Source organism: Halobaculum gomorrense (assembly GCF_900129775.1).
GTDB lineage: Archaea > Halobacteriota > Halobacteria > Halobacteriales > Haloferacaceae > Halobaculum > Halobaculum gomorrense.
The window spans coordinates 1-14,951 of the sequence record NZ_FQWV01000009.1; the positions used below are offsets into that span (position 1 = coordinate 1).

Consider the following 14,951-nt stretch of genomic DNA (forward strand, 5'->3'; position numbering starts at 1 on the left):
TGTAAAGGTTTCGCGCCTGCTGCGCCCCGTAGGGCCCGGAATCTTGTCTCAGATTCCGTCTCCGGGTTCTTGCTCTCACAACCCGTACCGATTATTGGCACGGTGGGCCATTACCCCACCGTCTACCTAATCGGCCGCAGCCTCATCCTACAGCGCCGGAGCGTTTCCGGTCCCGGCTGTTCAAAGCGTGGGACCGTATTCGCTATTGACCTCAGTTTCCCGAGGATATCGCGATCTGTAGGGCAGATTGGCCACGTGTTACTGAGCTATCCGCCACGGGTCTAAACCCGTGCGACTAGCATGGCTAAATCGGACTCCGATAGCAATGACCTCCGGCAGGATCAACCGGAATGTTCCTCCCCGTGAAGGGAGGGGGTGGCGGGTCATATCGTGGCGACATCGTGGAACCGACCAGATGTCACCGAACTATCGGGGCTGACATCAGATACCGTCTTGCGGCGGACCGCAGGGGCGGAATCCTCATATTGTGTCGCCGCGCTGACCGCGGCGCGCTTCACATCACATCGAATGGCAGTGGTACGTATAAGCCCGTCGTCTCGCGGTCGGCGAGGTAGCCGTCGCCGTGGGTCAGTTTGTCACGGCACCGACCGAGATGACCCCGCCGTGGTGTACCTACTACTCACAAGACATATGCCCCGCTACCGAATGTCCTCGCTGTGGCCCTCTGATCGCGACTCGTGGATTGGTACCGGCTGCTGCGATCTGCTGGGACTCGTAGGCTGTCGGTCGATCAGCGCGCGCTCGTCGCCCTCAGGGTCGCGGTCGGGCTGTTGTTGCTCACCGATCTCCTGTTGTGCACGCGGTCGCTCGTGTTCTTCTACACCGACGGGGGCAGCCTCCCCCGGTCGGCACTGTTCGCTCGATTTCCGATCACCGCGAACCTCTCGGTCCACGCGCTGTTCGGCGGCGCGTGGTGGGTTGGACTGTTGTTCGTCGCCGCGGCCGTCGCTGCGACCGCACTCGCTCTCGGGCGTTGGACGAAAATCGCGGCTGCCTGCTCGTTGGTCCTGCTCGTCTCGCTGCACGCGCGAAATCCAATCGCGTTGAACGGCGGCGACTCGCTTCTCCGACGGACGCTACTGTGGAGCCTGTTCCTCCCGCTCGGCACGGGACTCACATTCGAAACGCGAGCGCAGTGCCGACATCCGGCTGCGGTCGGGCTACTGGTACAGCCGATCGTGCTCTACGTCGTCAACGCGGTGATCAAGCTCCGCGGCGACGTGTGGCTGAGCGGCGAGGCGGTGAAGTACGTCTTCAGGATCGACGCACTGACGCGCTTTGTGGGGGAGTATCTAGCGGCGTACCCGACACTCCTCGACGCGCTCGGGACGGCGTGGGTCATGTTGCTTTGCTGCTCGCCGCTGCTCGTCCTCACGACCGGTCGAGCGCGAGCGACCGTCGTCGCAGTGTTTGCGTCGGCGCACGTCGGGATGGCGCTCACGCTCGGGATCGGACTGTTTCCGCTCATCGGTGTCGCTGCGCTGATCCCGTATCTCCCGCCAACCGCGTGGGACAAGGTCGAAGGCAGCTGGAACCGATCGGTGAAGACTGCCCGTCGGGTCGGGGGCGAACGGCGAGCGGCGTTTGAGGACCTCTGGGAGAAGGTCTGCCGTCAGATCGGACGGCTCGGCCGTGGGCGTTCACTCGGTGCGGCGCCGCCGATGAAACCGATGGAACCGCTGCGACAACGGATCGGCACGGCCGGTTCAGGCGGGAGAACTGGGTCGACCAGTTCACTCGTCTCCGTCGACCGCGGGCGAATCGCCACGAGAATCCGTCGGATCGGTCGAGCTGTTGCGGCCACGATGGTGGTCGTGGTTCTCATCTGGAACACCGCGTCGCTGGGATACGTCGAGGTGCCGCAGCCGGAGGCCGTCGAGGTGAGTCCACAGGAGACGCGGTGGGACATGTTCGCTCCCTCTCCCCCAACGAGGGACGTGTGGTACGTCGCCGTCGGGACCCTCGAGGACGGCGAGCGCGTCGAGGTAATCCGCGGCGGCGAGCCGACGTGGGCCAGATCGGAGCGACGGTGGAGTTCATACCCCAGTGCGCGCTGGCGGAAGTACCTGGAGGTCGTTCGGTGGAGCGACGATGACTGGCTCCAGCGGCACTTCGCATCGGGGCTGTGCGCCCGATGGGACGCGACTCACCGAAGTCGGCTTTCTCGAGTCACCGTGTACGTGTTGAGCCGGAGCGTCCAATCGAGTACCGAGCCGAACGCAAGCGAGGGGCCGAGCGTGCGCCGCACGCGCGTTCGCACGCACGAGTGCAGCAGTTAGCGGTCGGCGATGTCACACCCAGCGGTGACACGGCGGTTCTGAGGTGGCTCCCAGCGGGGAACCGGGGACGACCTCGCGTCGCGGCGTTCCGGGTCGGAGCACTCGAAAACCGGTGTCAACGCGAATGGATCGGCGGCGACCCGAGAGTGACCGGCGTCGGCGCGGAGTCGAACGACGGCTACGGAGTCGACGAGACCGGTCTCGGATACGGGCGACGAGACGATTGATAGAGGAAGTCGGAAGCCGCGGACTCCGCCATCGCGGCGTTATGATTCGAGGAGGCCGGCGTCGCGGAGGATCCGATCGATGTCGAGGGAAACGTCTTCGAGCGGGAGCTCTGACTCGGCGATCGCGTCGCGGACCTGCGCGACGGTGAGCGCTTCCGAGAGCTCGTAGGTGTTGTACTGCCCGCCGCGCAGCCCTTCGTTGTTCTGATACGAGTGCAGGAAGCCGAGCATATCGAGACGGGTGAGGTGGTTGTACATCCCGCGCTGGGAGAGCGGGTCGTCACCCGCCGCCTGCGCGAGCCGGCGGTAGGCGGCGTGGATGGCCTTCGTGCGGACTGGGGTTCGACCGTCGGCGTCGAGGCGCGCGACCGCCAAGAGGATCAGCTGCTTGTGTTGATCCTGATCGGCGACCGACTCGACCATGTCTCCGTAGTCCAGTTCCTCTTTCGCGGCGTACACGTCGTCGGGCTCGATCGGCACGTGACCCTCGTTTTCGGCATGTTCGGCCGCCTGTTTCAGCAGGTCCATCGCGCGGCGCGCGCTTCCCGAGGAGTTGCGGACGGCGAGGGCGGCACACAGCGAGAGCACTTCCTTTCCGTATGTGTCGGGGTGAAGCGCGCGCTCGGCGCGCGCCTCAATGATCTCCTCCAACTCCGCGGCGGTGTAGGCCGGGAACTTGATCTCCGTCTCACACAGCGTGTCGCGGACTTTCGGCGAGAGGTTCGAGCGGAAGGTGTAGTCGTTGGAGATGCCGATGAGGCCGATTCGAGTGTTCTCGACGTAGCCGATATCGCGTGCGCGCGGGAGGTCGTACAGGAGCGTGTCGGACTCGCCCACGCGGTCGACCTCGTCGAGGACGATGAGGACGGTCCCGCCGATGTCGTCGAGTTCGTCGTACAGCATCTCGTACACCTCCCGGGCGGCGTACCCCGTTGAGGAGACCGTCTCCCCGTCGCGCAGTTCGTTCACGAGCGCGATGGCGACCTGGTACGACGACGCGGTACCGTCGGCGGGGGCGAGGTTCTGGCAGTTCACGCGGACGTAGGTGAACCCGCGCTCGTCGCCCGGCGAGTCGTCGTTTCGGGAGTCGATGTCCGCGTCGAGCTCCTGCAGGAGGTACTTCGTCGCCGCGGTCTTTCCGACGCCGGTGTCGCCGTAGAGAAAGGCGTTGCGCGGAGGCCTTCCCTTGTACACGGGCTTCAGGGCGTTCACGTAATCTTGCATCACGTCGTCGCGGCAGAGGATCTCCGCCGGCGTGTGCTCCTCTGTGAAGAGATCCGCGTTCCGGATTATCTCCACGTCGTCCTCGAATATCGAACTCGACCCCATATCGCATCACCCCCTGCGGCCACTTCGGTCATAAGCCTGTGGAAGTTCGAGTGCTTTCGCGTGCTTTCGAGTGTTCGACCGGGGGGTTGCGAGTGCTCTGCGAGTGAGTGCGGGTGACTGCGAGTGTTTCGCTCGTGACGTGGGATCATCCCACCGGTTTGCGAGTGCTTCTCCCGGAGAAGTAAGCCGTCACCGACGAAGGGGTCAGCAACCGGTGATTCGGACGGCCGCCGATAGCTCGAGTTGACGCCGGCCAGACCTTCGAACTGCTAACCCGTGGTAGTAGCCTGGGAAATTGCCCCGCCAGAGAGACACCTGCCCGACCGGAGAAACACCTGCCCGACCGGAGAGACGCCGCGCCGCCAGGCCGCAGGACGATCACGGACCGCCGTGGAGCCAAACACACACCAGTTTGCGAGTGCTTTCTGTTCCAGTCGACGGCGGCGAGCCCAAACCGGCGGCCGCGATCCGCTCCCACACCGGATTTCGAGTGCTCTGTCTCGATCGGTGTCGTGAGAACCATCGATTGTGGGTCCGTATCGGCCGGATATGGTGTCCTGAGCAAATATCTGAGGTGCTCTCGATGAAAACAATGCCCGCCGATCGTCCCACGAGACCGACACGCTCGTTCGACCCTCTCACACCGGTTTGCGAGTGCTACGTCTGTCCAGGTATGTTTTCGATCCCGCTACATCGGGGGAAGCGAGGCAGCACAGTATATAAACACCTCAACAGACTACCCCTCCGTTTCTCGTCTGGCCGATGTATCGAGTAGAAACACCGGTTTCAGCGGTTCGGTTCTTCTTCTTCTAGCTAGGATCGATAGCGATATATTATACGCGAGCGGCAGCCGCCAGAGCCCTCCCCCTCACCCCACCGAGGATAGCACTCGCAAACCGGTGTGAGAGTGTCGCCCGGATGAACCACACCGGTTTGCGAGTGCTTCACAGGCGACCGTCCCCGCTCCCGTCGCCGAACCACACCAACTTTCGAGTGCTTTCATCGGTCAGAACGGCTGGACCGCCACTGTCGGGTTCCGACGTGGCGCCGCAGTCTCGCAGCCGGAGGTCTTGTAGTCGGAGATCCTACGGTCGGAAGTTCCGCCGAAGAACCGTCCGATGGGAGAACCGTCCGAGAAGGGAACCGGTAGCGCTGTCCGTCGATCGCCGGACGGAGTCTGTCGATAGTCAGTCGATCGTGACGACCTCGCCGTCTTCGGGGGCGGTCACACCGGAGACGGCCTCGCGGAGGTCATCACGCATGAGGAGACAGTGGTTGATGGCGTCCATGTGGACCGCGATCACGGGCGAGTCGTTCGGAGCCGACTCGCGAACCTCGCGAACGCCGGCGGCGTCCATGGTGATCGGGTCACCCTCGAGGAATCGGGCGGCGCCGGCGTGTACGACCACCGCGTCCGGCCGGACGGCCGAGAGGGTCTCGGCGACCGCGTCGTACCAGACGGTGTCGCCGGCGAGGTAGACCGCGGGTGAATCGTCGCCGCCGCGGACGACCGCGCCGGTGACCGGCGCCATCGCGTCGGCGAGGTCACCGTAGCCCTGGCGAGCCGGGGTCGGCGAGATGGTCAATCCCCCGACGGCGAGGTCACCGCTGAGCGGGCGGACGTCGGTGAACCCCTCCTCCTCCAAGAAAGCGACCTGTTCAGGGTGAACGATCATTGGGGTCTCGGGATCGATTCGGTCGCGGGCGGCGGCGGCGTCGAAGTGGTCGGTGTGTCGGTAGGTGACGAGCACCGCGTCGTGAGCGAGGTCGACATCCGGAAGGTCGACGAGGGGGTTGCGCCACTGGTTCGGTGTGTTCTGCACGGGTGGGTCGACGCCGGCGTCGCCGAGCATCGGATCGACGATCAGTGTCGTCTCGCCGAGCGTGACGAGCAGCGTGGCGTGACGGACGAGCCGAACGGAGGCGACCGTGTCTGCGGGCACGAATGACTCGGCGGACGCGACGCGCATGTGCCTGTCGGCACCAGCGACACCGCCCGACGGGTACCGCCGTAACGACCGAGTACCCCCGCATCGTAAGACCGTCCGTGTCGGAGACGTACGTCTGTCCGTACTGTGAAGCAGCGGTCGACCGCGACTACCGCGTTCAGTACGTCATCCGATCGTGTTCCGAGTGCGGCGGTCACGGCAGGTTCGTACATTCGACGGTCACGGCTGCGCTCGATTCGATTCCCGAGGAGGAGCGCCCCGATGGGTGGGCCGCACAGCCATTGGATGAGCGCCTCCTCACGGCCGTTCGCGAAGGGCTCCTCAATGCTCGGGACACCCAACTGCGGAACGGGTGCTGACGCGGTCGAACGAAGGGGGCCGATGCGTCCGGGGAACGCGGTATCTCCCACCGGCGACCCGCTGACGCCGACACCCGCTGACACTGGCGTCACTCACACGGAGTCGCCAGGCAATCTGGCTGGAGTTGGCGAATCAGCGTCCAAGAAGTCGGCAGATCAGCGTCCGTTCACTCCCCTTCGTCGAACGGCGAACGAGCGCCGTCCGGCGCGTGATCCGGGAGCGAGATCACATTCCCGCGTCCGATCGAGGTCTTCTCGACGGTCCCCTCGTCGTCCATCCGCGACAGCGTCCGGCTCACCTTCGACTTCGACCAGCCCGTGCGATCGACGATCTCCGACTGCTTGAGGCGCCCGCCGTTCGCCCGTAGCACGGCCCGGACTTCCCCTTCCGGGGTGAGGACGCGTTCGCGGTCGTGGTCGAGGTCGGCGTCGTCGCCGGTCGAAGCGGTGTCGATCCCGCCCGCGCGACCGGCACCGCTGCTGGGTTCGGTGTCGGGTCCAACTCCGTTCGCGCCTCCGGTTCCCTTCTCGCTGTCGGGGCTGTCCTGGCTGCCCGCGCCATCGGTGTCACCTGGCGGCGCCCCTGTCGCTGCGACCGCGTCCGCGTCGGCGGACGCCGCCCTGGTCGTCCCGTCAGCGCCGCGCCGGTCGTCGGGGGAGTGGCCGCCGTCTGCCTCGGCGGGACTACCGGCCGTCGATCCGGGGTCAGCGGCGGCCGCGCGGGCGGCTGCGGCCGCAGACCACGCTCGCCGCCGGGCGCCCGCCAGCGCCGCGCCGGCGTCGGCGACTCGTTCCGCCGGGATCGCCGAGCGGAGCCGGCGAACCAGTCGGCTTTCGCGGGCGGCCGTACGCGCTCGCTCGGGGATGACCGGGATCCAGCGACGCCGCCACCGCCACGCAAACCCGACCGCGACGCCGAGCGCCACGACAGCGCCGAGCGTCGGTCCGTCGTTCCTCACCCACCGAGGGAGCGAGCCGGCGTCTACCTCGCTTGCGTCGGGAACGCCGTCAGCGTCGCTGTCGGCGTCGAGGGGGTCCGTACCGAACGCGTTCACCTCCTCGCCGTCGGCGAGGCCGTCGCCGTCGGTGTCGCCCACGAGCGGGTCGGTCCCCTGTTCGGTCACTTCCGAGCCGTCGGCGAGGCCGTCACCGTCGGTGTCGACCACGAGCGGATCGGTCCGGTAGTCGTGGAGTTCGCGGCCGTCGGCGAGGCCGTCGCCATCGGTATCCGCACCGTTCGGGTCGGTCCCGGTTCCGTGGATCTCGTGAACGTCGGTGAGCCCGTCCTCGTCCGTGTCGGCGGCGGTCGGGTTCGTGTCGTGCTCGCTCACCTCCGCGCCGTCGACGAGGCCGTCGCCGTCGGTGTCCACCGCCGTCGGGTCGGTCTCGTGAACCCGCAGCTCCCGGCCGTCTGCGAGGCCGTCGCCGTCGGTATCGACCCGAGTGGGACTCGTCCCGACGTCCTCGACCTCCCGGATGTCGGAGAGCCCGTCCTCGTCCGTGTCGATCGAGGTCGGGTCGGTTCGCGAATCAGTGATCTCGGTTCCGTCGGAGAGTCCGTCGCCGTCGGTGTCGCCCACGAGCGGGTCGGTCCCGTAGGTGTCGAGTTCCAAGCCGTCGATGAGCCCGTCGCCGTCTGTGTCGGCCGCGTCGAAGTCCGTTCCTTCGGCGACCTCTCGACGCGTGGTCGCGCCGTCGCCGTCCGAGTCGGCCGACTTGCGGATCACGGCGACTTCGTGGGTGGCGCTCGCGGCTACCTCGGCGGTGAGCGTGTCCGGGGTTACCACCGCCTCGATCGATCGCGGGGCAGCACCGCGGTCAGCCCACGAGTCGATGCGGAACGTGACCTCGGTGGTGCTCCCGCCCGAGAGCACTAACGATTCGCAGGCGATTCTCCGCGTCGACCCGTCGGCCGCGCGCGATCGGAGGCACACCTCGTAGTACCCTTCTCCCCCTCCCTGACCGGTTTTGAGCAGGAGCGTGAACCGGACGGGTTCGTCGTACCACAAATATACCGTGTCGTCGCGCTCGAAGACTACGTCCCTGTCGGCGAACCCGCTCTCGGCGATCGTGACCTCCCCCGCCGAGAGCGCCGCGCCGTCGGTTCCGACGCCGGCCGCGCTGTCACCCGTCACCGCGGCTGCGCCGGCGCCGCCAGCGAACACCGAGGCCGCGGCGAGCACCGTGACCGCGATGAGAACCGCGGCCGTCGCCGGTATCGCTGACCGTTCTGGTTGTCTCCCGGGCATCCCCCTGGGTTGCAGGCTTCTCCGGAAGGGGCTTAACCCTTACTCGCTGGGTATCGCCGAATAAAACCGTCGCAACAGTGTGGAACAGTCCGTATTCTGACTGTTTCAACAGTACTCTTCTCGTTCGATTGCAACAAAAACAACCAGTTAGATGATAGCTTCTCGGCCGATCAGCGCCCGCGGCTGCGGACGACCTCCAGGGCCCCGTCGGCCGGGGCGGGCTCGGTGACGACCTCGAACAACGACGCCATCGTGTCGGTCGTTCGGCGGTCGTGGGCCGTCGGTTCGATGTGGGCGTGCGTGGTCCCCCCCAGGGTTGCCACGCGGTTCGTGACGGCATTCACGAACTGATACGCGGCCCGGAGGTCGACGTACTGCAACAGCGCCGTCAACGATCCGAGACAGCACACCAACTCGCCCGATCCCCCGCTCGATCCGCCGGCGGTCGCGTCCATGTCGGCGAGCGCGTCGGTGATCCGCACGCCCAGGTCCGTGAGGTTCGCTGGATCGGACGCAACGACGGTGTCCACCCCAGTTCCACCGTCGTCGGCGTCAACGTCGACGGACGAGCACGGCGTCGCGTCGACCACGCGCACGTCCGCGCCGGCCTCCTCGGCCGCGCGAACCCACTCCCCCGGCGGAGACCGCCCAGCGCGGGTGAACGCCACGCGAAGAAACGCGCCTGTACTCGCCGGCGTGGCCGTCCCGTCGTGTGCCTCTCTCGATCGCGGGCAGTGGCCCCCGGTGGGAGACGGCGCGGCGAGGACGAGCGCGTGTGGATCCGACTGCTCCTCTGGCGGAGGCGTCGGATCGCGTTCCACTCGCGACGGCGTTCCTGACATGGCAACCGACTCGATGGGAGAAACCCATAAAGTCCCCAACAGTCGTTTCGGACCGTTTCGGGGACGCTACCGACGGTTTCGGTCTGTTGCACGCCGTCAGACGGCGGTAGGTCGTCGGTCCCCGCCGGCGGTGTCGTGCAACGGGACGAAACGGGACTGTTTCGTGGACGGATTTGCCGATCTGAGCCCGCAAGAGACGGCACAGACCGTTCTCGCGTATCGACAAGAGCTCGCGTATCGACACGAAGCCGGGTGGTCGTCGCGAGCGTCCGCGCAACCGAGGATATCTCCGGGGGAGTCTCGCGACGGGACGTAGGTTCAAGCCCGTGGCCGGCGACCGCTACGCCATGCCCGAGGTCACCCTCGTCGACCGCGGTCGCGTCCGCGCGGACCAGGCGTACATCCTCAACGGCGCGTCGATGGCCAGCGCGGCAGACCCCGACCCCGAACACACCCGCATCGAGTTCGTCGTCTGGAACGCCGTGATCGAAGCCGGTGGACGGACGTACCTGTGGGACACGGGCGTGCCGACGGACGCCGAGGAGTACTGGCCTGCCCCGCTGTACGGCGCGTTCGAGGCGCACGACGCGGGGGAGCACACGCTCGCGGACGACCTCGCGGACGCGGGGTACGACCTCGGCGACATCGACGCCGTGGTGATGAGCCACCTCCACCTCGATCACGCGGGCGAACTCGACGCCTTCGCGGGCACCGGCACACCGGTGTACGTCCACCGCGAGGAACTGCAGTTCGCCTTCTACTCGGCCCACACCGACGAGGGGTCGATCGCGTACCTCGCCTCGGACTTCGACGGCGACCTGGACTGGCGGGTGGTCCACCGCCACCGACACACGCTCGCCGACGGCTTCGAACTCCTCCACCTCCCGGGCCACACGCCCGGCCTGCTCGGCGCCGAGATCGACACGGCGGAGGGGACGCTGCTCGTCGCCGGCGACGAGTGCTACGTCGACGCCAACTACGCCGACGGCGCGCCGCTGGGGCCGGGGTTGCTGTGGAGCGAGCGCGACTGGCGCGAGAGCCTGGAGACGCTGCGGGAACTGGAGCGTCGAACGGACGGCGACGTGCTGTACGGGCACGACCTCGACCGGTTCGAGGCGCTGGCCGAGCGCTACTGATCGGGGGTGCGGCGAGAGCGGCCGACCTCGCGGATCTCGATGTCCCCGCAGATGAGGACCCGAACCCGCCCCGAGGGGAGATCGTACTCGACGGCCGACTCGGTCCCGTCGTCGACGACGCGCATCGGCCATCCTGCCGCGACCGCGAACGCCTCGTAGCCGAGGCGGTCGACGCCGGCGTCGGCCAGCGCTTCCCGGAACGGCGCTCGGTGGCTGACCAAACACGCGGCCGGGACGATCCCGCCCTCCGAGCACACCTCGCAGGTGACCCGCACCGTAGCGGGCATAGTGGTGCCGCACTCGTCGCACGGTCCGCCGTTCGCGTCGTGGTCCGAGCAGACCCGGAGGTGCAGATCCGCCCGTCCGCCGCATCGCGCACAGCTCCCGTCGCCGAACACGCGGATGTGGTGGCAGAACCGACCGTGGATGCGGTCGAGGAGGGCCCTCGGCGCCGCGTCGATCCCGTCGCCGATGGCGCCGCCGGGTACCGGGATCGAACTCAGCGCACCCTCGGGCATGAAATCAAAGTCGAGCGCCCCACGGCACTCCGTGCACCGTGCCGAGACATACCCGTTCGTGTACGCCACGATCACCGGAGCGCCGCACAGGTAACACGCCGCGTCCGTCGGATCGGATTCGGCGACGCCCGCGGGCGCGACGGCGCCGCTTTTTACCGTTCGGACGAGTTCCTTTCCGGGATACCGAATGACGTACCCCTCCGGGCGCTTCTCGATGAACTCCCCGCGCAGTCGGTTCAGGTGGTAGCTGAACTTCCCGCTGTCCTCCTCGCCGACCGCTTCCCGAAGCTCGGTGTACGGGAGAGCGTACTCGCTGCGGTCCCCGACGGAGAGGCGCTCGTGGAGCACCCGAAGGATCGACAACCTGATCTCGTTTCCGACTACTGCGAACGAATCCTCCGGCGAACGGCGGTCCGACTGGACGACGTGCTCCGGCTCCTCCTCGGAGGGTGCTCCGGCGTCGCCGCCGAGGCGGGGGTCGTCCGACATACCGAATCGTGGACTGCGACCGCTCATAAGCGTGGCTCCGCCGCGACGCAGACAGTTCGTAAAGTCTAACAGTAGAGTCGGTTTACGACCGTGTGCATGAGCACTGCGACAGAAGATGTCGATCTCGTCGGCGAAGAAATCGCCGCGAACATCGCGCGTGCAGCCCTGTTTGCGGCGCTGACGGGCGTGTTCGCGTACGTGTCGTTTCAGCTTCCGGTGACTTCGGTGCCGTTCACCCTGCAGGTGTTGGGCGTGTTCCTCGCCGGGGTGTTCCTCGGTCCGGTGTGGGGAGTCGCGTCGATGGTCCTCTACGTCGTCGCCGGCGCGGTCGGCGCGCCGGTGTTCGCCTACGGCTCGGCCGGGCTCGGATCGCTGTTCGGTCAGTGGGGGGGCTATCTGTGGTCGTACCCGCTCGCCGCCGGCATCGTCGGGATCGGCGTCCACGGGCGGGGGGAGCTGGCCGACCCGGGGCACGTCGGACTCGGCAGACTGGTCGGCGCGATGGCGGCCGCGACGCTCGTCATCTACGCCTTCGGGACGCTCGGCTATGCGATCGTCGGCGACGTGAGTCTCGTGACGGCGCTGGTGGCGGCCGCGCTTCCGTTCGTCCCCGCCGAGGCGATCAAGGCCGCCGCGACGGTGGCGATCGTCCGCAGCGACGCCGTGACCGCGCGGTAGATCCGCCCGTGATCGAGACCCGCGACCTCACGCACCGCTACGGCCCGAGCGAGGGCCGTGGCGAGCCCGAAACAGAATCCAGTGCCGACCCCGACGCCCCCGCGAGTCCGGTGGCGTTGCGCGACGTATCCCTGACCGTCCCCGACGGCGAGTTCCTCGTCCTCGCCGGCGCGAACGGCTCCGGGAAGTCGACGCTCGTGCGACATTTCAACGGCCTGCTCACCCCGACCACGGGCGAAGTGCTCGTCGACGACGACCCGGTGGGCGACGACCTCGTCGCCGCACGCACGCGGGTCGGAATGGTGTTTCAGGAGCCGCGCGACTGCTTCGTCGCCGCGACGGTCGCCAGGGACGTGGCGTTCGGCCCGGAGAACCTCGGCCTCGACCGCGCGGAGATCGACCGACGGGTCGAACGGGCGCTCGCGGCGGTGAACATGGCCGGTCGCGGCGATGAGCGCATCGACCGCCTCTCGGGCGGCGAACAGGAGCGCGTCGCCGTCGCCGGCGCGCTGGCGATGGAGCCGAGCCACCTCGTCCTCGACGAGCCGTTCACCGGACTCGACGAGTCGGCGCGCGCGTCCGTGCTCGCGCATCTGCGCGACCTCCACCGCGAGGGCACCGGGATCGTGCTCGTCACCCACGACCTGCGTGACGTGCTCGACCCCGCGGACCGGCTCGTCATCCTCGCCGACGGCGCGGTCGCGGTCGACGGCGCCCCGGACGCGGCCGTCGACGCGCTCGCGGACCTCCCGGTGCGCCGACCCGAGCGATGCTGACGTACGAGCCGGGCGACTCGGTCGGCCACCGGGTGGGCGCGCGGAGCAAGCTCCTCCTGCAGGCGGCGTTCGCGGGAGCGGCGTTCGCCCACACCGACCCGGTTGGGCTCGCTGCCCTCACCGGGCTCGCGCTTGCGCTGCTCGCGCTCGCGGCGACGCCGCCGCGAGCCGTGTTCGCGGAGTACCGCGGGGTGCTCCCGTTCCTCGCGGCGGCGCCGGCGATCGAATCGTTTCGGCTCGGCGCGCCGTGGGTCGACCCGGCCGCGGCCGTCGGCCCGGCGCTGGCGGCGTACCGAACGCTCCTCCTGCTCGCGCTCGTCGCGGCGTACGTTCGGACGACGCCCGTCCGCGAGTCGGAGGCCGCCGTCGCCCGACTCGTGCCCGGCAAACCGGGTCGTCTCCTTGGGCTCGGCGTCGGACTCGTGTTTCGGCTGCTCCCGGTGCTACAGGCCGACCTGGCTCGGACGCGCGAGGCGATGGCGGTCCGCCTCGGCGACCGCCGTCCGCTCCGCGAGCGTATCCGGCTCGTCGCGACCGCGGGGCTAACCCGCGCGCTCTCGCGGACGGACCGGCTCGCGGTCGCGCTGCGCGCGCGCTGCCTGTCCTGGAACCCGACGCCGCCGGAGGCGACGTTCGGCCGGGCCGACGCGCTGGCGCTGCTGCTGGCCGTAGCGCTCCTCGCGTGGGCGGCGTGGGACGTGTGGCCCGCGCTCGGAGTCGGCGGGTGACGACCGCCGGGGACGGCGCGGGCGGAGCGGTCGCGACGAATGCCGACGCGCTTTTACCGGATCGCGGAACAACCTCGCACAACATGAGCGATCGCGAGGCTGAAGACTGGCTGATCCGCTACCTAGTCGTGATGGTCGTCGCCGCGACGGCGCTGTTGATGCTCATCTACGGGCTCGTGTTCGCGCCGAGCATGGCACTGACCGCGGGTGCGCTGGTCGCGCTCGCGGCTGTCACGGCCGTCATCATCGTCGACCTGCGGTCGTGGCGGACCGCCTGACGCGGGGGCGCCGACCGCGGCGAGGGGACCGACCGCGACCGATACGTCACATCACGTTACGTCACTCGCCGGCTTCGGTGAGTCGAGCCACCTCCTCATCGGACAGCGACAGCGACGCCGCGGCCACGTTCTCACGGAGGTGCTCGACGCTGGCGGTGCCGGGGATCGGGATCGTCACGTCCGAGTGGGCGAGCAGCCACGCGAGCGCGACCTGCCGGCGCGTCGCGTCGTGGGCCACGGCGACTGCGTCGAGCGCGTCGGCGACGCCCCCCAAGTCGCCGGCGGCGAGCGGGAACCACGGGACGAACCCGATCCCGACATCCTCACACGCCCGCAGGAGCGCCCCGTCCTCGCGGTTGGCGACGTTGTACTGGTTCTGGACGGTCGCGACCGCGACCTGTTCGCGGGCCTCGTCCAGCTGCTCGACGGTGACGTTCGAGAGCCCGACGTGCTCGACGTGCCCCTCGTCTTTCAGCTCGGCGAACGCGGTCACGCTGTCGGCGAACGGCGTGTCAGGGTCGGGGCGGTGGAACTGGTAGAGGTCGATGGTGTCGACGCCGAGCCGGTCCTTGCTGACGAGCACCTGGTTGCGGACGTAGTCGGGATCGCCGTGGGGGAGCCACTCCCCGCCGGCCTCGCGCAGGAGCCCCGCCTTCGTCGCGATCACCGCGTCGCCGACGACGCCGGCCTCCCGAAGCAGTCGTTCCGAGGTGCCGGGACCGTAGGAATCGGCCGTGTCCACGAAGTCGACGCCGAACTCCACGGCCCGGCGGGCGACTTCGCGGGCGTTCTCCTCGTCGTCTGGGGCGCCGATGATATCGTCGCCGCACAGGCGCATCGCGCCGAACCCGAGCCGGTTCACCGTCGTCTCGCCGTCCAGGTCGAACGTTCCCGCGGCCGCCGCGTCGGGGGTGTCGGGTCTGTCTGTCATCCGATCGACCGCTCGGGCGCCCTCAGCATAGGCGCGGCGGCGGCGGAACCCGTCGCTGCCGCCGCGGTCGCAGCGTCTCGGCACGCCCGCCCTCTCACCAATCTCGCTTGTCTGTGGTCCGATGTTTCCTGATAATACGTTCTTGTGCTCGCAAAGGTGGCA

Annotated in this window: 12 protein-coding genes and 1 rRNA gene; 6 read left to right on the forward strand and 7 right to left on the reverse strand. The window is 68.2% G+C overall.

Features of this window, described 5'->3' with window-relative positions:
* Nucleotides 1-352, reverse strand: a 16S ribosomal RNA gene (locus tag BUE16_RS13850); the annotation flags it as partial.
* A 346-nt stretch (nucleotides 353-698) separates the two neighbouring features.
* Between BUE16_RS13850 and BUE16_RS13855 the strand changes: the two genes are divergently transcribed.
* Nucleotides 699-2,300, forward strand: a complete 1,602-nt coding sequence (locus BUE16_RS13855; RefSeq protein WP_073310769.1) for a hypothetical protein — start codon at nucleotides 699-701, stop codon at nucleotides 2,298-2,300.
* Between the two features lie 266 nt (nucleotides 2,301-2,566).
* Here BUE16_RS13855 and BUE16_RS13860 read toward each other — a convergent pair whose 3' ends face one another.
* The 4 genes from BUE16_RS13860 to BUE16_RS13880 all read right to left on the reverse strand — a co-directional run bounded on the left by BUE16_RS13860 (nucleotide 2,567) and on the right by BUE16_RS13880 (nucleotide 9,255).
* Nucleotides 2,567-3,856, reverse strand: a complete 1,290-nt coding sequence (locus tag BUE16_RS13860; RefSeq protein ID WP_073310771.1) for a Cdc6/Cdc18 family protein — start codon at nucleotides 3,854-3,856, stop codon at nucleotides 2,567-2,569.
* 1,187 nt (nucleotides 3,857-5,043) lie between these two features.
* Entirely contained in the window at nucleotides 5,044-5,799 is a 756-nt protein-coding gene (locus BUE16_RS13865) for an MBL fold metallo-hydrolase (RefSeq protein WP_394327445.1), read from the reverse strand.
* 532 nt (nucleotides 5,800-6,331) lie between these two features.
* On the reverse strand, nucleotides 6,332-8,413 hold the full coding sequence (locus BUE16_RS17035) for a DUF7343 domain-containing protein (RefSeq protein WP_073310777.1): 2,082 nt from the start codon (nucleotides 8,411-8,413) through the stop codon (nucleotides 6,332-6,334).
* 170 nt (nucleotides 8,414-8,583) lie between these two features.
* Nucleotides 8,584-9,255: a DUF7504 family protein gene (locus tag BUE16_RS13880; RefSeq protein WP_159435767.1), complete on the reverse strand. Its 672-nt coding sequence runs from the start codon at nucleotides 9,253-9,255 to the stop codon at nucleotides 8,584-8,586.
* A 347-nt stretch (nucleotides 9,256-9,602) separates the two neighbouring features.
* On the opposite strand from BUE16_RS13880, the gene BUE16_RS13885 reads away from it, so the two are divergent.
* Nucleotides 9,603-10,391, forward strand: coding sequence for an N-acyl homoserine lactonase family protein (locus BUE16_RS13885; protein ID WP_073310940.1), 789 nt, complete (start codon nucleotides 9,603-9,605; stop codon nucleotides 10,389-10,391).
* Here the strand turns inward: BUE16_RS13885 and BUE16_RS13890 are convergent.
* Nucleotides 10,385-11,398, reverse strand: coding sequence for a winged helix-turn-helix domain-containing protein (locus BUE16_RS13890; RefSeq protein ID WP_073310781.1), 1,014 nt, complete (start codon nucleotides 11,396-11,398; stop codon nucleotides 10,385-10,387). The genes BUE16_RS13885 and BUE16_RS13890 overlap by 7 nt on opposite strands.
* Before the next feature lie 96 nt (nucleotides 11,399-11,494).
* On the opposite strand from BUE16_RS13890, the gene BUE16_RS13895 reads away from it, so the two are divergent.
* The 4 genes from BUE16_RS13895 to BUE16_RS13910 all read left to right on the forward strand — a co-directional run bounded on the left by BUE16_RS13895 (nucleotide 11,495) and on the right by BUE16_RS13910 (nucleotide 13,858).
* The gene (locus BUE16_RS13895; RefSeq protein ID WP_073310783.1) at nucleotides 11,495-12,076 is read left to right on the forward strand and encodes a biotin transporter BioY; all 582 of its coding nucleotides are present in this window, start codon (nucleotides 11,495-11,497) and stop codon (nucleotides 12,074-12,076) included.
* Nucleotides 12,077-12,084: 8 nt separating this feature from the next.
* Nucleotides 12,085-12,852: an energy-coupling factor ABC transporter ATP-binding protein gene (locus BUE16_RS13900; RefSeq protein WP_073310785.1), complete on the forward strand. Its 768-nt coding sequence runs from the start codon at nucleotides 12,085-12,087 to the stop codon at nucleotides 12,850-12,852.
* The gene (locus BUE16_RS13905; protein ID WP_073310787.1) at nucleotides 12,846-13,580 is read left to right on the forward strand and encodes an energy-coupling factor transporter transmembrane component T; all 735 of its coding nucleotides are present in this window, start codon (nucleotides 12,846-12,848) and stop codon (nucleotides 13,578-13,580) included. The genes BUE16_RS13900 and BUE16_RS13905 overlap by 7 nt, the downstream gene beginning before the upstream one ends.
* An 83-nt stretch (nucleotides 13,581-13,663) precedes the next feature.
* Complete coding sequence (locus BUE16_RS13910) at nucleotides 13,664-13,858, forward strand: hypothetical protein (protein ID WP_073310790.1); 195 nt, start codon at nucleotides 13,664-13,666, stop codon at nucleotides 13,856-13,858.
* Nucleotides 13,859-13,919: 61 nt separating this feature from the next.
* Here the strand turns inward: BUE16_RS13910 and BUE16_RS13915 are convergent, their stop codons facing one another.
* Nucleotides 13,920-14,789 (reverse strand): aldo/keto reductase, encoded by an 870-nt coding sequence (locus tag BUE16_RS13915; RefSeq protein ID WP_073310792.1) that lies wholly within the window; start codon nucleotides 14,787-14,789, stop codon nucleotides 13,920-13,922.
* Nucleotides 14,790-14,951: the final 162 nt, after the last annotated feature.